This is a genomic window from Roseococcus pinisoli, assembly GCF_018413645.1.
Taxonomy (GTDB): Bacteria; Pseudomonadota; Alphaproteobacteria; order Acetobacterales; family Acetobacteraceae; genus Roseococcus; species Roseococcus pinisoli.
The window spans coordinates 244,625-260,706 of the sequence record NZ_JAHCDA010000004.1 but is presented as its reverse complement, the minus strand read 5'-3'; the positions used below and the strand labels follow the sequence as shown (position 1 = coordinate 260,706).

15 protein-coding genes are annotated in these 16,082 nt (G+C 70.8%); 7 read left to right on the top strand and 8 right to left on the bottom strand.

Going from position 1 to position 16,082, the window contains the following annotated elements:
• Nucleotides 1-65 precede the first annotated feature (65 nt).
• Complete coding sequence (locus tag KHU32_RS19450) at nucleotides 66-1,025, bottom strand: LysR family transcriptional regulator (RefSeq protein ID WP_213671828.1); 960 nt, start codon at nucleotides 1,023-1,025, stop codon at nucleotides 66-68.
• 197 nt (nucleotides 1,026-1,222) lie between these two features.
• Between KHU32_RS19450 and KHU32_RS19445 the strand changes: the two genes are divergently transcribed.
• Nucleotides 1,223-2,290, top strand: coding sequence for an LLM class flavin-dependent oxidoreductase (locus KHU32_RS19445; RefSeq protein ID WP_213671827.1), 1,068 nt, complete (start codon nucleotides 1,223-1,225; stop codon nucleotides 2,288-2,290).
• Between the two features lie 56 nt (nucleotides 2,291-2,346).
• The gene (locus tag KHU32_RS19440) at nucleotides 2,347-3,321 is read left to right on the top strand and encodes a Bug family tripartite tricarboxylate transporter substrate binding protein (RefSeq protein WP_213671826.1); all 975 of its coding nucleotides are present in this window, start codon (nucleotides 2,347-2,349) and stop codon (nucleotides 3,319-3,321) included.
• Nucleotides 3,322-3,358: 37 nt separating this feature from the next.
• Here the strand turns inward: KHU32_RS19440 and KHU32_RS19435 are convergent, their stop codons facing one another.
• Both KHU32_RS19435 and KHU32_RS19430 read right to left on the bottom strand, forming a co-directional pair.
• Complete coding sequence (locus KHU32_RS19435; protein ID WP_213671825.1) at nucleotides 3,359-3,808, bottom strand: MaoC/PaaZ C-terminal domain-containing protein; 450 nt, start codon at nucleotides 3,806-3,808, stop codon at nucleotides 3,359-3,361.
• A complete protein-coding gene (locus KHU32_RS19430; protein WP_249681410.1) occupies nucleotides 3,808-5,076 on the bottom strand; it encodes a DUF445 domain-containing protein in 1,269 nt (422 codons plus the stop codon). Before KHU32_RS19430 ends, KHU32_RS19435 begins: the two co-directional genes overlap by 1 nt.
• Nucleotides 5,077-5,256: 180 nt before the next feature.
• On the opposite strand from KHU32_RS19430, the gene KHU32_RS19425 reads away from it, so the two are divergent.
• Both KHU32_RS19425 and KHU32_RS19420 read left to right on the top strand, forming a co-directional pair.
• Complete coding sequence (locus tag KHU32_RS19425) at nucleotides 5,257-5,982, top strand: metal ABC transporter ATP-binding protein (protein ID WP_213671823.1); 726 nt, start codon at nucleotides 5,257-5,259, stop codon at nucleotides 5,980-5,982.
• Nucleotides 5,983-6,022: 40 nt separating this feature from the next.
• Nucleotides 6,023-6,892, top strand: a complete 870-nt coding sequence (locus KHU32_RS19420) for a metal ABC transporter permease (protein ID WP_213671822.1) — start codon at nucleotides 6,023-6,025, stop codon at nucleotides 6,890-6,892.
• Here KHU32_RS19420 and KHU32_RS19415 read toward each other — a convergent pair.
• Nucleotides 6,877-8,148 carry an MFS transporter gene (locus tag KHU32_RS19415; protein ID WP_213671821.1) on the bottom strand — a complete coding sequence of 424 codons (1,272 nt, stop codon included), beginning with the start codon at nucleotides 8,146-8,148 and terminating at the stop codon, nucleotides 6,877-6,879. The genes KHU32_RS19420 and KHU32_RS19415 overlap by 16 nt on opposite strands.
• 303 nt (nucleotides 8,149-8,451) lie before the next feature.
• Between KHU32_RS19415 and KHU32_RS19410 the strand changes: the two genes are divergently transcribed.
• Together KHU32_RS19410 and KHU32_RS19405 are read left to right on the top strand one after the other, a co-directional pair.
• On the top strand, nucleotides 8,452-9,447 hold the full coding sequence (locus KHU32_RS19410; RefSeq protein ID WP_213671820.1) for a Bug family tripartite tricarboxylate transporter substrate binding protein: 996 nt from the start codon (nucleotides 8,452-8,454) through the stop codon (nucleotides 9,445-9,447).
• Nucleotides 9,448-9,509: 62 nt separating this feature from the next.
• Nucleotides 9,510-10,982, top strand: a complete 1,473-nt coding sequence (locus tag KHU32_RS19405; protein ID WP_213671819.1) for an amidase — start codon at nucleotides 9,510-9,512, stop codon at nucleotides 10,980-10,982.
• Nucleotides 10,983-10,998: 16 nt separating this feature from the next.
• On the opposite strand, the gene KHU32_RS19400 is transcribed toward KHU32_RS19405, so the two are convergent.
• Entirely contained in the window at nucleotides 10,999-11,775 is a 777-nt protein-coding gene (locus tag KHU32_RS19400; RefSeq protein WP_213671818.1) for a class I SAM-dependent methyltransferase, read from the bottom strand.
• 119 nt (nucleotides 11,776-11,894) lie between these two features.
• Between KHU32_RS19400 and KHU32_RS19395 the strand changes: the two genes are divergently transcribed.
• Entirely contained in the window at nucleotides 11,895-12,833 is a 939-nt protein-coding gene (locus tag KHU32_RS19395) for a LysR substrate-binding domain-containing protein (RefSeq protein WP_213671817.1), read from the top strand.
• Nucleotides 12,834-12,864: 31 nt separating this feature from the next.
• Here KHU32_RS19395 and msrA read toward each other — a convergent pair whose 3' ends face one another.
• Genes msrA through msrB form a run of 3 tightly spaced genes read right to left on the bottom strand, consistent with a single transcriptional unit; the run spans nucleotide 12,865 to nucleotide 15,924 of the window.
• Nucleotides 12,865-13,590: a peptide-methionine (S)-S-oxide reductase MsrA gene (gene msrA, locus KHU32_RS19390; RefSeq protein ID WP_249681408.1), complete on the bottom strand. Its 726-nt coding sequence runs from the start codon at nucleotides 13,588-13,590 to the stop codon at nucleotides 12,865-12,867.
• A 13-nt stretch (nucleotides 13,591-13,603) separates the two neighbouring features.
• A complete protein-coding gene (locus KHU32_RS19385) occupies nucleotides 13,604-15,436 on the bottom strand; it encodes a cytochrome c biogenesis protein DipZ (protein WP_213671816.1) in 1,833 nt (610 codons plus the stop codon).
• Entirely contained in the window at nucleotides 15,436-15,924 is a 489-nt protein-coding gene (msrB, locus tag KHU32_RS19380) for a peptide-methionine (R)-S-oxide reductase MsrB (RefSeq protein WP_213671815.1), read from the bottom strand. The genes KHU32_RS19385 and msrB overlap by 1 nt, the downstream gene beginning before the upstream one ends.
• Between the last annotated feature and the right edge of the window lie 158 nt (nucleotides 15,925-16,082).

Below are 16,082 nucleotides of genomic sequence, written 5' to 3'. Positions count from 1 at the left end.
GGCCCGGGCAACCGGGCCCGCCTTTTTCGTTTTTGGGCGCCGACGGTGTCGCACGGCCCACAAGGCTATGGAGGGCCGCCGCTTTCGCCTGGAAAGGCTTCGCCGGATGCCAGCGGAGCGGGGGGCGTGGAAACCTCCGCGACGCCCTGGAATGAACTGGCCGCCACCGCCAGGTCCATGAGCAGGCGGAAGCCCGGCGCGCTGTCCGAGATCGCGCATACCGCGCTGTAGCTGACCTCCACATGGCGCGGCTCGATCGGCAGAATGCGGAGGCGTCCCTCCTGGATGTCCCGTCCTAGTGTCGTCAGCGGCATGAGGCTGACGCCGAGGCCCGCGGCGGTCAGCGAGATGCGCGCCGCCAGGCTGTTGCAGGAGGTCCCGCTCCGGCGCCCTCCGCCCCCGGGGTACAGGATCGAGTTCATCAGCTGGTTCATGTAGGAATCGGCGCTCTGATAGATGATCGGCCAGCGCCGCAGGTCCTCGGCCGTCACGGCGCGCTCGGGCAACTCAAAGCTGGTGCCGGCCATCCAGGCGAAGGGGACGGTGCCGAGGTGCCGCATCTCCAGCTCCGTCTGCCGCTCCGGCTGGATGATGAGCCCGATGTCGAGATCCCCGGATCGCACGCCGTTGAGCATGGACGGGTTCATCGCCACTTCGAATTGCAGGGTGACGGCGGGATAGCGCTCACGCACCATCGCGGTGAAGCGCGGCAGCCAGGTCACGGCGATGAGCTCCGCGACACCGATGCGCACCACGCCGGCCAGTGCCTCCGGCGAGCCGATGCGGCGCTTGATTTCCTGCTGCAGCGCCAGGGCGCGATCCGCATAGTCCAGCAGCTCGCGGCCCTTAGGCGTCAACTGGATCTGGCGCCGCGTTCGATCGAACAGGGGAACGGCGAGGTCCTGCTCCAGCTCCTTGATCCGGGCGGAAACGGTCGACTGCGTCAGGTTGAGCCTTTCGGCCGCCTCCACGAAGCTTCCGTGTCGGGCGATCGCGAGGAAGGCCTCAAGCTGTTTGATGTTCATCGACGGCTTTGATCTCTCTCGGGCAGCCCATCGTATCGAAAAATTCGATCCAAAACATATCTAAAATATTTGTTTGTCCGAGGTGTCCGTTCGGACAAGGATGGGTCGTCCAAGAATTTGATCTGCGCCTTCCGTGCTCCAATTCATCGAGCGTGGAGCAGAATGATGAATCATAAAAATATAGAGGAAGCATCCGCATGTCGGTGAGAGTTATCGGAATGATCGGGGTCGAGCCCCCGAAGGGAACAACCCTGCATGTCATTGCCGGCGGCGTATCGCCTTCTTTCCTGAAGGAATTCGCCCAGACCCACGAGAATGCGGGATTTGATCAGGTTCTGGTCGGGTATTATTCGTCGTCGGCCGAGGGTTTCAATGTTGCCTCCTATGCCGCGGCCCATACGAAGACGTTGTCCTATCTGATCGCCCATCGCCCCGGCATCGTCTCGCCGACCCTGGCCGCGCGCGCGGCCGCGACCTTCGACCATCTCTCCAATGGCCGCCTGTCGATGCACATCATCGCCGGCGTGACCGACAAGGAGCAGGAGAGCGAAGGCGATTTCCTGTCGAAGGACGACCGCTACGCGCGGGCCGCCGAGTATCTGGGCGTCATCCGCAAGCTCTGGACCTCGAGCACACCCTTCGACCATGCGGGCCGCTACTACAGGTTCAACGGTGCCTGGAGCGCGGTGAAGCCGTTGCAGCAGCCCTATCCCAAGCTGTTCTTCGGCGGCTCCTCCGAAGCGGCCATCGAGATGGGCGCCGAGCACTGCGATTGCTACGCCCTCTATGGCGAGCCGCTGAAGGAGACCGCCGAGCGCATGGCGGATTTCCGCCGACGTGCCGCAAAATTCGGCCGTGCCCCGGGCTTCAACATCTCCTTCCGCCCCATCATCGCGCCCACCGAGGGGCAGGCCTGGGACAAGGCCCGAAAGATGCTGCAGGACCTCGAGAACGCCGGCCTGCCGCGGCATGCCCAGGACAAGTCGGCGGAGCGGATGCTCGCCATCGCCGCGCGCGGCGACGTGCATGACGAACGCCTCTGGCTCCCCATCGCCAAGGCGACCGGCGCCAAGGGCAACACCTCCTGCCTTGTGGGAACGCCTCGGCAGGTGGCGGATGCGATGCTCAAATACTACGAGCTGGGCGTCGGCTCCTTCCTCATCCGCGGCTTCGATCCGGTGGCCGATACCACCGAGTTCGGCCGCGAGCTGATCCCCATGCTGAAGGCCGGCGCGACCGAGCTGGATCGGGCCGCCGCCGCCTGATCCAGGCCCGCCAGGACGTCCAGGAACAAGAACCGATCTCGGAGAGAGACGCCTTCATGCGCCTACATTCCTTCGTCTACGCGCTCGCCGCCGCCTGCGCGCTCGTCCTGCCCTTCAAGGCCTCCGCGCAATATCCGGATCACCCGCTGCGCCTGGTGGTGCCCTATCCGCCCGGCGCGACGAATGACCTCCTCGGACGCGCCTTTGCGGAACAGCTTTCCCGCGAGTTCGGGCAGCCGGTCATCGTGGAGAACCGCGGCGGCGCCGGCACCGCGATCGGGGCGCAGGCCGTCGCCACGGCGCGGCCCGACGGCTACACCATGCTGCTCGGCACCGGCACGACCTTCGTCCTGAATCCGAGCCTCCAGCGGAACCTGCCCTACGATCCGGTGCGGGACTTCACGATGGTTTCCATCATGGCCGAGGTGCCGGTCGTCTTCGTCGTGAACACGCAGTTCCCCGCGCGCAGCCTGGCGGAGCTGGTGAGCTACGCGCGCAGCCATCCGGGCCGGGTGAACTTCTCCTCCTCCGGCATCGCCACCTCGCTGCACCTGGCGGGGGAGATGTTCGCCAAGGCGGCGGGCATCCAGCTGGTTCACGTGCCCTATCCGGGCAGCGCGGCGGCCATGCTCTCGGTCATCGGCGGAGACGTGCAGATGATGTCCGAGGTCATCTCCGGCGCCGTGCCCAATATCCAGGCCGGCCGTGTCGTCCCCCTGGCCGTCACCTCGGAGGCGCGCGTCTCCGTGCTGCCGGACGTGCCGACGGTGGCGGAGAGCGGCTTTCCCGATTTCCAGGCGCTGGGCTGGTACGGGTTGGCCCTGCCGCGGGCGACGCCGGCCCCTGTCGTCGGAAGGCTGCGGGAAGCGACGAACCGGATCCTTGCCCAGGGCGAGCTGCGTGCCCGCTTCGAGCCGACGGGCCTCCTCCTTCTCCCGCCGCGGGAGGGGGCGGCCGTCGATGCCTATATGGATCGCGACCGGGAGCGCTGGGTGCCGCTCGTGCGGGCGCTCAACCTTTCGATGGAATGACCGGCGGCATCCGCACGGTCATCCCGGTTACCGCGCCTCAGCGACGCAGGAAATGCGTCGCGATCATCTCGATGACGGGCTTCTGGTCCGCGAGGCGCGTGCCCGTGTAGCGCATGGTGGCGACGCCGAGCTCGGGCTTGGACTTCGAGGGCTTCAGCGTCTCCACCACCCCCGTGACGGCGACCGTCTCGTCCGGGCGCAGCGGCGCCGGCCATTTCGTGTCGATCTGGCTGCCGCCCAGGCTGATGGCGCGCCAGAGGCCGCTGCCCATGATCAGGCCGAAGCAGGCGCCCATGGTGTGCAGCCCGCTCGCCACCAGGCCGCCGAAGAGCGGCGCGGCCTTCGCGGCCTCGGGGTCGAGGTGGAAGGGCTGCGGGTCGAACTTCTCGGCATAGGCGATGATCTCTTCCTGGCTCAGGGCGAAGGAGCCGAAGGCGAAGTCCTGCCCGAGGGACAGTTCGTCGAAGGAGCTCAGCGGCGTCAGCATCAGTGGATCACCCTCCCGTCGTTCAGCGCGAAGATGAGCAGATAGAGCGCGCCGCCCGCCAGGAAGCCCACGACGGTCCCGTTGATGCGGACGTATTGCAGGTCCTTGCCGACGCGGAGCTCGATCTTCTCCGTCACCTCGGCGGTATCCCAGCTCTTCACGACGCCGGCGATGAACTCGGCGAGGCGTGCCTGGGCGGAGGGGACCAGCGTCGCGAAGGCGGCCTCCACGGCGCCGTTCAGACGGGCGCGCGCCGCCTCGTCCTCGGCCAGGAAGGTGCCGGTATTGACCAGCGCGGTCTGTAGGAAGCCGATGGTGCGGCCCTCCGGATCGGCCGCATCGGCCGCGATCGCGTCGCGCAGCCGGACCCAGACGTCGCCGAGCCATTCCGCGACCGAGGGATGCGACAGCGCCGCGCGGAGGGAGCGGCCGAGGGCGGCGGCGCGCTCGGGGTCGTTCTCCAGCCGAGTGATCTCGCTCTCGATCCAGGTCTCGAAGGCGAGGCGGAGGTCGGATTCGCCCGGCTCCACCTTCTCGAGCTCCGAATTCAGCACGGCCAGGACCTTGTCCGCGACATACGCACCGGCGGCCCAGCCCATCAGCTTGCCGCCCTGCTCGCGCACGCGGCGCTTGATGGCGTCGCGCAGCTCGTCCTGCTTGGCCGCCAGCACGATCTTGAGCTGGGCGAGGGCGACGTCGAACACCGCCTGGTGCTGGCCGCCGGCCATGAGCGCGCGCAGGGCCTTCGCGACGATCTTCGCGGCGCCGGGGCCGCCCGCGACGCGGGGAAGCAGCCGGGCGGAGAGGCGCAGGGCCCGCCCGTCCTCCAGCGTGCGCAGCAGCCGCGGCACCGCGGCGGCCAGCGCCTGGGCGGCGGGGCGCGAGGCCTTGGGATCGGCGAGGAAGCCCGCCAGGATGCCGCCGATATCCAGCCGCGCGATCACGCGCCGCAGCTCGGCCTCGGTGAAGACCTGGTTGGCGACGAAGCGGCCGAGCCCCTGGCCCAGCCGTTCCTTCTGCCGCGGGATGATGGCCGTGTGCGGGATGGGCAGGCCGAGGGGCCGCCGGAACAGCGCCGTCACCGCGAACCAGTCGGCGAGGCCGCCCACCACGCCCGCCTTGGCGGAGGCCGCCAGGAGCTCGGTCCAGAAGTTGGGCGGCAGCCGATAGGCCAGGAAGGTGAGGGCGCCCATGACCACAAGGAGGAAGGTCGCAATGGCGCGGTGCCGCGCCAGGGCCGCGCGCAGCGCGTCGTCAGGAGAGGACATGGACGGCATCCTAACCCGTCACCGGCTTGCTTGGCGACCCGAGGCACCCATGTTACGGGATAACATCATGTCGACATGGTCCCACCCCCTCGATCTGGCGAGCGGCATCGCGTCGCGGCTCGTCCTCGCGGCGGCGCTGCTCGCGGCGCTGTGGGCGGCCATTGCCTGGGCGCTGGCCGCATGAACCCCGCCGAGCTGCGCATCCGCGACCTCACCGTGGCCCATGGCCGCCGGCCGGCCGTGCACCATGTCTCCTTCGCGCTGAAGCCCGGTGCCATGATGGCCGTGGTCGGGCCGAACGGCGCCGGCAAGTCGACGTTGCTGCGCGCCATCGCCGGCCTGCACGCCCCGGCCTCCGGCCGGATCGAAGGCGTGGCGCGCGGCCAGATCGGCCTGCTGCCGCAGCAGGCGGCGCTCGACCGCAGCTTCCCCCTGACCTGCCGGGATGCCGTGCTCTTCGGGCTCTGGGCCGAGAGCGGCGCCTTCCGCGCGACCCCGCGGCCCGAGCGCGTCGATTCCGCGCTGGATGCGGTGGGGCTGCACGGCTTCGCCCGTCGCCCGGTGGGCAGCCTTTCCTCCGGCCAGTTCCAGCGCCTGCTCTTCGCCCGGCTGCTGCTGCAGGACGCGCCCATCATCCTGCTCGACGAGCCCTTCAACGCGCTCGACGCCCGCACCGCCACCGACCTACTGGCCGTGATGCGCCGCTGGCACGGGGAGGGGCGCAGCATCCTCGCCGTCCTGCACGACCTCGACCTCGTCCGCCGCGAATTCCCCGAGACGCTGCTGCTCGCCCGCGAATGCATCGCCGTAGGCCCGACCGAGGCCGCCCTCTCGGCCGAGAATCGCCTGCGCGCGCGGATGATGTCCGAGGCCTGGACGGAAGGCGCCGAGGCCTGCGCGGCCTGAGCGCGGCCGCCGCCTCGCCGCCCTCTCCCGAAGGCATCGCATGATCTGGGACCTCTTCATCGCCCCCTTCGCGGAGTTCGGCTTCCTGCGCCGGGCGCTCATCGGCTGCCTGGCGCTCAGCCTCTCGGCGCCGCCGCTCGGTGTCTTCCTGATGCTGCGCCGCATGAGCCTGACCGGCGACGTGCTGGCCCACGGGATCCTGCCCGGGGTCGCGCTGGGCTTCGTGGTCGCGGGCCTCTGGATGCCGGCACTCGCGCTCGGCGGCCTGATCGCGGGGCTGATCGTGGCGCTGGGCTCGGGCGCCATCGCCCGCGCCACCGGCGGGCGCGAGGACGCCGCGCTGGCGGGCCTCTACCTGACGGCGCTGGCCGCCGGCGTCGCCCTCATCTCGTGGAAAGGCTCCGCGGTGGAGCTGACGCAGCTGCTCTTCGGCTCGGTGCTGGGCGTGGACGACGCGGCGCTGTTGCTGATGGGCGGCGCGGCGACGGCGACGCTGCTGTTCCTCGCCGTCGCCTGGCGGCCGCTGATCCTGGAATGCTTCGATCCCTCCTTCGCCCAGGCCGTGGGCGTGCGCGGCAGCGTCTGGCATCTGGGGCTGCTGGCGCTGGTGGTGATCAACCTCGTCGCCGCCTTCCAGGCGGTGGGGAGCCTGATGGCGGTGGGGCTGATGATGCTGCCGGCCATCGGCGCGCGGCACTGGTCGCGCGAGGTCGGTGGCCTCGTCTCCGCCTCGGTCGGGCTGGCGCTCGCGGCCACGCTGATCGGCCTGCTCGCTTCCTACCATGCCGACCTGCCGAGCGGCCCGGCGATCGTGCTCGCCGCCGCCGCGCTCTGGATCGTGTCGCTGATCCTGGGGCCGGTGGACGGGCTGCTGGCCCGCCACCGGCAACGGCCTCACCTCGAGGGCTGACGGCCTGTCAGCATGGCGAGCGCGGCCAGCACCTGGATCGCCCCCGCCGTGAGGAAGAAGGCGTTGGTATTCGCGGAGAACTCGCGCAGCAGCCCGAAGACGGCCGGCGCGAAGGCGTAGGAGGCCTGGCCGCAGGCCGTCACCAGCGCCACCGCCCGCGCCGTGTCCTCGGCCGAGAAGTCCTGCTGGGCGATGAGCGGCGGCAGCGAGGTCGCATTCCCCAGCCCCAACCCGAACAGCATGATGCCGGCCAGCAGCAGGACCACGTCGGTCCCGCCCGAGGCCAGCAGCACCAGCGAGCCCACCACCTGGAGGCCGTGATTGCCCGCGGCCGCGACCCGCCGGTCGGCCGTGGGGCTGAGCAGCCAGCCCAGCGCGGTCCGCCCGATGATGGCGCAGACCGTCGCGAGGCCGGCGGCCAGGCCGGCCATCCGCGGCCCCATCGGGCCCGCCATCAGCGAGAACATATGCGCGATCAGCCCGATCTGCGCGAAGAGGCCGAGCGAGCTCGCCAGCACCAGCGTGACGAAGCGCCGGTTGTGCCACAGCGCGCGGCCGGGCAGGGGCGTGTGGCGGGAGACGGGCCGGGACGGCGCCGCGCCCACCGCATCGCCGTCCGGCGCCTGGCCGAGCTCGGCCGGGGTCGGCCGGAAGTAGCGGCCGGCCAGCAGCCACAGCGTCACCGCCATCAGCCCGCCGATCAGCGCCGCGGAGAGCGGGAAGCCCAGCGCGCCGATCGCGAAGACCCAGAGGGGAGAGAGGATGATGCCGCCGACCGAGGCGCCGTTATAGGCGGTACTGAGTGCGGCCGGCCGCAGGCGGGCGAACCAGGGCGAGACCATCGCATTGATGGCGGCCGCGCCCGTCATGGCCCATCCCGCGCCGCTGACGGCGGTGGCGAGGAAGAGCTGCCAGGGCGCCTGGGCCAGCGCCCAGCCCAGCATGCCGACGAGGGAGAGCACGCCGCCCGCCCGCGTGACGGCGGCGACGCCGAAGCGCCGGTGCAGCGCCGGCAGGTTCGCGACGAAGAAGGCGCCGAGCAGGAAGTGGCAGGTCACCGCAGAGGAGACCAGCCAGATCGGCCAGCCGCGCGCCTCATGCACCGCGAAGAGGAAGACGGGCGGGCCGTAGAAGCCGATGCCCCAGCCGAAGACCGCCACTGTGAAGGCCGCCCAGGCCACGCGCCAGCCGAAGAAGCGCGCCGGCCGGGCCGCGGGGAGGACGGAAGGGGAGGCGGTGGTGTCGGATCCTGGCATCGGGCGGCTCGCTAATGATGCGCCACCATGCCGGGCCGCGCCCGCGCGATGCTACGGCATCGGCCGAACCATGGTACTTATTATAATATCTTGGTACGCTCGGGAAACGCCGGAAGAAATGGATGAAGGGGCTGTCGGCCGATGCCTGCCGGGTGTCGGCGACCGCTTATGCGCTTTGGGGCGCCCCCGCACCTCGTTTCGGAACAGGCGCGTGAACATCGGCACGGACCGGCTTCGGCGAGCGAGAGCGGGCGAAGCATGGTGCGGGCCGGAGCCAGGGGCGGCCTGCCGCCAGGAGAGAGTATGAAGAACTTCCGTCCGTCGCGCCGCCAGGCGCTTGCCGCCGTGCCAGCCGCCCTTGCCGCCGCCTTCGCCCCCGCCGGCGCCCAGGCCCAGGCCGGCTATCCGGATCGCCCGATCACCCTGGTCGACGGCTTCGTCCCCGGCGGCGGCAGCGACATCGTCGCGCGCCTGCTGGCGACGCGGCTGCAGGCTGAGCTCGGCCAGCCGGTGGTGGTCGAGAACCGCCCGGGCGCCAGCGGCACGCTGGGCGTGGCCGGCGTGCTCCGCGCCCGCGCGGATGGCTATACGCTGGCCATCGGCACCATCAGCTCGCTCTCCGTGCTGCCGCAGGTGATGGTCCGCAAGCCGTACAACCCGCTGACGGACATCACGCCCATCCTGACGGTCGCTTCCGTGCCGCAGGTCGTGGTCGTGAACGAGAACTCGCCCTTCCGCACGCTGGGCGCGCTGCTCGAGCATGCCAAGGCCAATCCGGGCAAGCTGAACTTCGCCTCCTCCGGCATCGCGACCTCACAGCATCTGGCGGGCGAGCTGCTGGCGCGCTCGGCGGGCGTCGAGATGACGCATGTCCCCTATCGCGGCAGCGGCCAGGCCCTGGCCGACCTGATGGCCGGGCAGGTGGACCTCAACGTCGACACGCTGCCGACCAACCTGCCGCATATCCGCGCGGGCAAGCTGCGCGCGCTGGCGGTCACCACGCCCGAGCGCGTGGAGTGGCTGCCGGATGTGCCGACGGTGGCCGAGTCCGGCTTCCCGGGCTTCGACCGCAAGGTCTGGTACATGATCGTGGGCCCGGCCGGCCTGCCCGCGCCGATCGCGGAGCGCTGGGCCACCGCGCTGAACGCGGCGCTCGCCACGCCCGAGATCGCCCAGCGCCTGCGCGAGGCCGGCTTCATGCTCGGCGGCGGCACGCTGGCCTCGACGGCCGCCATGCTGCGCAGCGAGAACGAGCGCAACGCGGTGATCGCCCGCCAGGCCAATATCAGTATCGACTGAGCCCGCGCCCGCCCGGACCCGTCGTCCGGGCGGGCCTTTCCCTGCCCGCCCTGGAAACGCCCATGACCGACATCACCGGCCTTTCGGCCATCGAGCTGCGCGACCGGATCGCGCGTCGCGACCTCTCGCCCGTCGAGGTGCTGGGCGCCGTGCGCAGCCGGATCGACTGGCTGAACCCGCATCTCAACGCCTTCGTCGAGATGCGCTGGGAGCAGGCCGAGGCCGAGGCCCGCGCCGCCGAGGCACTGGCCGCCCGCGGGGGCGAATTGCCGCCGCTGCTGGGCCTGCCGGTCGGCATCAAGGAATCGACCGACGTCGCGGGGCTGCACACCACCCAGGGCAGCGAGATCTACGCCGACAACGTCGCCGCGAAGGATGCCGCCGGCGTCGCCGCGCTCCGCCGCGCCGGCGCGCTCGTCATCGGCAAGACCAATGTGCCGGAGCTGCTGCAGGGCCTCACTTCGCGCAATACGCTCTACGGCCTCACCCGCAACGCGCATGACCCGGAGCTCTCCTGCCTCGGCTCCTCGGGCGGCAGCGCGGTGGCGCTCTCGGCCGACATGGTGCCGCTCGCCACGGGCTCGGACATGGGCGGCAGCATCCGCGGCCCCTCGGCCGGCAACGGCACGGTGGGGCTGCGGCCGAGCCCCGGCCTCGTTGCGCGCGAAAGCAGCCCGATCGGCTTCGAGGTCGCCTCGGTCACCGGCCCCATGGCGCGCTCGGTGCGCGACCTGATGCTGCTGACGGCCGGCATGATGGGCCCGAGCCACCTGGACCCGCTGAGCTGGGAGGCCGAGGCCGCGCCGCTGCTGGCGCCGCGCCCGGCCGGCCTGAAGGGCCTGCGCGTCGCCGTCTCCGCCGATCTCGGCTGCGTCGAGGTGGAGGCCGGCATCCGCGCCCGCTTCGAGGAGGTCGTCGCGGCCATCGCGCCCGAGGTCGGCCAGCTGGAATGGGCGACGCCCGATCTCGGCCCCATCGTGCGGGCCTTCTATGTCCTGCGCCCGCTCTCCTACCTGGTGGCCTTCGGCGAGATCCACGACACGGCGCCCGAGCGGCTGACGCCCGAGAAGAACGTCGACATGCGGCGGGGCCATGCGACCACCGCCGCCATGATCGCAGAGGCGCAGCGCGACCAGACCCAGGCCTACCGCAACCTCGCGACGTTCCTGCAGGACTGGGACGTGCTGATCACGCCGGGCGCGTCGCAGCCGCTGTCGAGCCTCGCCGAGATCGAGCGGAAGGACGCCGCGCTGCGGGCCGACAATGCCCGCTTCGGCCCGCGCGACTACGACTTCTCGCGCCTGCCTTCGGCCAGCATCAACACGCCGCTGACCTGGACGGCGCATCCGGTGGCGACCATCCCCACCGGGCGCGGGGCGAATGGCATGCCCTTCGGCATCAACCTGATCGGCCGCCACCGCGGCGACGTGCGGCTGCTGGAGATCGCGCTGGCGCTCGAGGAGGCGCTGGGCACGCGGCCGGGCTTCGGCCGGCCGCGGCCGGATCTCTCGCGCTACGGCGCGGGTCAGGGCTGACGGATCGAGGGGCGCGTCAGGCCTTCGACACCACCAGCCGTAGCGAGCCGTCATATTCCGGCTGCCTGCGGAGGGCGCCATGCCGGCGATCCCAGCTGCCGTCGGCGAGGTCCCGGCGCAGGTGATCCACATAGCCGGAGGCGGTGGCCTCCGGCACGAAGCTCCAAGCCGAGTTGGCGCGGCGCGCGCCTTCCTCCAGCAGCTTTTCCGGGCGGCCGTAATAGGCCTCGTTGAACCCGTCCCGGCATTGCAGCGGGATCTCGACGGAGAGCACGCTCAGCCGCCCGCCGAGCCCGGCGCCGATCGAGGTGAGGGCGGGATAGCGGCGCGCCTCGGTGGCCAGGACCTCCGGCGCATAATCGTTCAGCCAGAAGCGCTGCACGAGGTCGGGGTCGCAGGAGAGGATCAGCACCGGCCCGCGCGTCACGCGCCGCATCTCGGCGAGGCCGGCCTTCAGGTTGGCCCATTGATGCACGGTGAAGGTCGCCATGGCGGCCTCGAACTCGCCATCCGCGAAGGGGAGATTTTCCGCGGTGGCGTCGATGGCAGGGACCAGATGCGCCGGCCGTTGCGCGCGCATCGAGGCCGAAGGCTCGACCGCCGTTACCGCCCGGTCCAGCGGTTCGTAGGAGCCGGCGCCGGCGCCGACATTGAGCACCGTCCTGGCGCCGCAAAGGGCGCGCTCGATCTGCGTGGCGATGGCCGGCTCGGGCTGCCGATAGGCGGTGTAGCCCAGGCCGATGGCGCCGTAATTCGCGTCGCCGGCGCTGCCGTCGGCCTTCCGGGTGATCATGGGCTGCTCCTTCGGATCGTGCGCCAAATGCACGTTGTCTCCATCCTTAGGGCCGTCTATCGAAGGTAGAACAGCGCCTAAATCTCCCGTATCCGTGCGTAAAACGCACAGAGGACACCTTGGCCCGACGCCTTCCTCCCCTTTCCGCCTTGCGCGCCTTCGAGGCTGTCGCGCGCCTCGGCTCGGTCACGCGCGCGGGCGAGGAGCTTGGCCGCACGCACAGTGCCGTCAGCCGGCAATTGCGCGCGCTGCAGGAGCATGCGGGCCTGGCCTTCCTCGACAAGGCCGGCACCGGGCTTCGCCTCAACGCCCATGGCGAGGCGCTGCGCCAAGTCGTCGCGGGGGCGCTCGAAACGCTGGAGCAGGGCTGGGCCCGCGTGCTGGACGAGGCGCGTGGCCCCAGCGTCCATGTCGCCTGCAGCGCCACCTTCGCCATGCGCTGGCTGGTGCCGCACCTGCCGGGCTTCTACCGCCGCCATCCGGAGATGAAGGTGCGGCTTTCCATGACCACGGCGCAGGAGCTGCGGCACCAGGGCGCCGACCTCGTCATCGCCTGGGACCGGCGCTCCTATCCGGCACGCGATCGGGAGCGGGCCATACGCCTGGCCGAGGTCGCCTTCGGTCCCGTCTGCGCGCCCGGCTACAAGGCCTCCGTGAAGGGAAAGGCGCTGCGCTGCACGACGCGCATCGCGCATGAGCATACGGGCGAATCCTGGAACATCTGGCAGGCCGGCAGCGGCCTCGCCGTCGTGCACGAGGCGGAGCTGCGTTTCCCGCACACGCATCTCTGCCTGGAGGCGGCGCTGTCGGGCCTCGGCGTCGCGCTGGTCGAGCAGCGCATCGTGCGCGACGACCTTGCGGCCGGACGGCTGGTGGCGCCCTGCGGCTTCACGCCTTTCGCCGATGGGCTGGCGGCCATTCCCGCCTCCGAGCACGCGGCGTCGCCGGCTGCGCGAGCCTTCGTCGCCTGGATCCGGGGCGCGCTGGCGGAGGATGTCAGCCCGGCAATGACGGCCCGGCAGCCCCGAGCTCGCGCTTCGCGCGCTCGGGGAGGCTAAAGGGCTTTGGTCGGGAGCTTCGTTGCCCGGTTCACCGGGCCGAAACCAGGATCGGAGCCGCCCTGAACCGATCCGGAAAAACGCGCCGCAGCTCGCCGATCTTCGGCAGGTCGTGGATCGCGATGTAGGGCTGCGTCGGGTTCCGGGTCATGTAGTCCTGATGATAGTCCTCGGCCGGGTAGAAGGGCCGATCCGCCTCCAGCCGCGTCACGATCGCGGCGTCGAAGATCCGCGCTGCATTGAGCTGGGCGATATAGGCCCGCGCGACCCGCGCCTGCTCCGGGCTCTGCGGGAAGATGGCGGAGCGGTACTGCGTGCCGACATCGGGGCCCTGACGGTTGAGCTGCGTCGGATCATGCGCGACCGAGAAGAAGACCTGCAGGATCCGCCCGAAGCTCACGACGCGCGGATCGAAGGTCACGCGCACGACTTCCGCATGGCCGGAGGCGCCGCCCGACACGCGGCGGTAATTCGCGGTATCGGCCTCGCCGCCCGCATAGCCGGAGATGGCGGCACTCACGCCCTCGAGGTGCTGGAACACGCCCTGCACGCCCCAGAAGCAGCCGCCCGCGAGCACGGCGGTCTCGGAAACGGCCGTGGCGGGGGCCGAGTTCTCCAGCGCCGGATCGGGCAGCACGGGCGCGGCGGCGCCTGACCGACCGGCCGCCCATCCTGTTCCGGCAGCGGCCAGCGCCAGCGCGCCCCCGGCCAGCAGGAGGCCGCGTCGCCGCATCGGGGTCTTGGTCACATGGTCCATGATCTGGCCCTTTTCAGCCGAAGGTGAACGCATAGGCCTGCACTCCGGGATTCAGAAAACGGATCTCGAAGGTGCGGTCGCCGATCGCGCCGGGCTGGCGCAGCAGTTGGTAGAGACGTTGTTCGGACACGATGCCGTTGCCCTCCGCATCAATATCCGTGCCGCGGCTCTCGCCCGGGGGCATGCCGTCGAGGGTGACGCGGAAGCGCACCGGCTGCCCATCGGGCATGGGTCCCAGCACGAGGTGCAGATCCCTTGCGTGGAAGCGATAGGTGATGCCGCCCTCGGGCCCGTTCAACACGGCGTTCTCGGCGCCGATCGTCCAGTCGCCCGAAAGCCCCCACTCGTTGAGCCGCGGCGTGCCGGGCGTGTAGCTGCGGCGCGTGTCCTCGGCCGCTCCACCGGGCGAGATGAAGTTCTCGGCGCGCTGGTAGCCGATATAGGTCTCCGGCGAGCGGACATTCGCCTCGTCCGAGGCCGCGCCGGCGCCGGCCGCGCTCACCGCCACCGTGCCGGTCGGTACCGCCGCGGCGCCGGCCTCGGCCAGCAGCTGCTGGATCACGCGCTCGGATTCCTCGTACCCGCCCTCGCCGAAATGGTGGTGGCGGATGCGGCCATTGGCGTCGATGAAGTAGTGCGCCGGCCAGTAGCGGTTCAGGAAGCTGCGCCAGATCGCGTAGCTGTTGTCGATGGCGACGGGATAGCCGATGCCGAGCTCGGTCACGGCGCGCCGGACATTGGCGACGTTCCGCTCGAAGGCGAATTCCGGCGTGTGGACGCCGATCACCACCAGCCCCTGGTCGCGGTACTTCTCGGCCCAGGCGCGGGTATAGGGGATCGTCCGCAGGCAGTTGATGCAGGAATAGGTCCAGAAATCGATGAGGACGACCTTGCCCCGCAGCGCCTCGGCGGTGAGCGGCGGCGAGTTGATCCATTCGACAGCGTCGGACAGGACGGCGAGGCGGCTCTCCCCGGGCGGGCCGGCCGGGGTGACGGCGGGCGCCGCCGGCGCGCTGCCCGTCATGGCGGGGCCACCTGACATCATTGCGGGTCCACCGGACATCATGGCGGGTCCGCCAGACATCATCGCCGGGCCGCCCGACATGGCCGTGGGTTGGTGCGGATCGGACTCGGGAGAAAGGCGGTTCAGCAGCCCCTGCTCGATCGCCGTCGTGCTGGCGGTGGAAAGCCGGGAGAGCAGCCCGGTATCGAGCCCGAGCGCGATGGCGGCCACGCCTGCCAGCACCGCTACGCCCAGCCCACGCCGGATCCATTCGCCGGCGCCGAGCGAGCGCTTCATCGCCTTGAAGAGCCGCCCGCCGACCAGGATCGCGAGGCCCAGCGAGGTCGCCGCACCCGCCGCATAGGCCAGCAGCAGCGTGCTCGTCTGCCAATTCGCGCCCTGCAGCGCGGCGCCGGTCAGCACCAGCCCGAGGATCGGCCCCGCGCAGGGCGCCCAGAGCAGCCCCGTCGCCACGCCCAGCAGGGCAGAAGCCGCGATGGAGGGCCGCGCATCGCCCGCTTGCGAGAGCCGCGCGCCGAGCTGCACCGCCGGCCGCGTCAGCCGCTCCGAGATCGAGGGAAAGAGCAGCGCCAGGCCGAAGAACGCCAGCAGCACCATGGCCGCGAGTCGCCCGTATTCATTGGCGGCCACCGCCCAGCCGCCCACCACCGCCGCGAGGCTGGCGACGATGGCGAAGGTCACGGCCATGCCGAGCAGCATCGGCAATCCGCTGCGCAGGAATGGCTGGTCGGAGCGCGCGAAGACGAAGGGCAGCACCGGCAGGATGCAGGGGCTGAGGATCGTCAGCACGCCACCGAGATAGGCGAGGATGAGGAGGGTCATCAGGCCGGCACCGCCCTGAAGTTCATGGCGACGCCATTCATGCAGTAGCGCAGCCCGGTCGGCCGCGGCCCGTCGTCGAAGACATGGCCGAGATGGCCGCCGCATCGCGCGCAATGCACCGCGGTCCGCGTTGTGCCGAAGGAGTTGTCGCTCTCCGTGCCGATGGCGTCGGCCAGCGGTTCCCAGAAGCTCGGCCAGCCGGTGCGGCTCTCGAACTTGGTGGTCGAGGAGAAGAGGTCGCGGTCGCAGCCGGCGCAGGTGAAGGTGCCGCGCCGGTGCTCGCCATTGAGCGGGCTGGTATAGGGGCGCTCGGTTGCGCTCTGACGCAGCACCGCGAATTGCGCGGCGGTCAGCCGGCGGCGCCATTCGGCCTCGGTGCGCGTCACCTCGAAATTACCGGCGGCCCGGGAGGGGGGGAGCCAGGGCAGGCCGGCGATCGCGGCCAGGGCGGCCGCACCGCCCGCGAGGGCACGTCGTTTCGTGAGCATGTCGGTCTCCCGGGTGGGACTTCTTGTCCGCAACTTCGGCACCGTGCCCGGAACGGTAACGCTATACACCGCGAAATATAACGTCCGGGGCACCCCTTGAAGGAAGCGCCAGCCGAACACCCCTGGCTGAGCGTACCGCCGGGTCCTCGACGTCGCCG

What these genes read in the sequence shown, in the direction of transcription:
- KHU32_RS19410 (WP_213671820.1), top strand. Translation starts at nt 8,452, where the DNA reads ATGAAGAACTTCCGTCCGTCGCGCCGCCAGGCGCTTGCCGCCGTGCCA.
- KHU32_RS19400 (WP_213671818.1), bottom strand. Translation starts at nt 11,775, where the DNA reads ATGATCACCCGGAAGGCCGACGGCAGCGCCGGCGACGCGAATTACGGC.
- KHU32_RS19385 (WP_213671816.1), bottom strand. Translation starts at nt 15,436, where the DNA reads ATGACCCTCCTCATCCTCGCCTATCTCGGTGGCGTGCTGACGATCCTC.
- msrB (WP_213671815.1), bottom strand. Translation starts at nt 15,924, where the DNA reads ATGCTCACGAAACGACGTGCCCTCGCGGGCGGTGCGGCCGCCCTGGCC.
- KHU32_RS19420 (WP_213671822.1), top strand. Translation starts at nt 6,023, where the DNA reads ATGATCTGGGACCTCTTCATCGCCCCCTTCGCGGAGTTCGGCTTCCTG.
- KHU32_RS19405 (WP_213671819.1), top strand. Translation starts at nt 9,510, where the DNA reads ATGACCGACATCACCGGCCTTTCGGCCATCGAGCTGCGCGACCGGATC.
- KHU32_RS19435 (WP_213671825.1), bottom strand. Translation starts at nt 3,808, where the DNA reads ATGCTGACGCCGCTGAGCTCCTTCGACGAACTGTCCCTCGGGCAGGAC.
- KHU32_RS19450 (WP_213671828.1), bottom strand. Translation starts at nt 1,025, where the DNA reads ATGAACATCAAACAGCTTGAGGCCTTCCTCGCGATCGCCCGACACGGA.
- KHU32_RS19425 (WP_213671823.1), top strand. Translation starts at nt 5,257, where the DNA reads ATGAACCCCGCCGAGCTGCGCATCCGCGACCTCACCGTGGCCCATGGC.
- msrA (WP_249681408.1), bottom strand. Translation starts at nt 13,590, where the DNA reads ATGGACCATGTGACCAAGACCCCGATGCGGCGACGCGGCCTCCTGCTG.
- KHU32_RS19415 (WP_213671821.1), bottom strand. Translation starts at nt 8,148, where the DNA reads ATGCCAGGATCCGACACCACCGCCTCCCCTTCCGTCCTCCCCGCGGCC.
- KHU32_RS19430 (WP_249681410.1), bottom strand. Translation starts at nt 5,076, where the DNA reads ATGTCCTCTCCTGACGACGCGCTGCGCGCGGCCCTGGCGCGGCACCGC.
- KHU32_RS19445 (WP_213671827.1), top strand. Translation starts at nt 1,223, where the DNA reads ATGTCGGTGAGAGTTATCGGAATGATCGGGGTCGAGCCCCCGAAGGGA.
- KHU32_RS19440 (WP_213671826.1), top strand. Translation starts at nt 2,347, where the DNA reads ATGCGCCTACATTCCTTCGTCTACGCGCTCGCCGCCGCCTGCGCGCTC.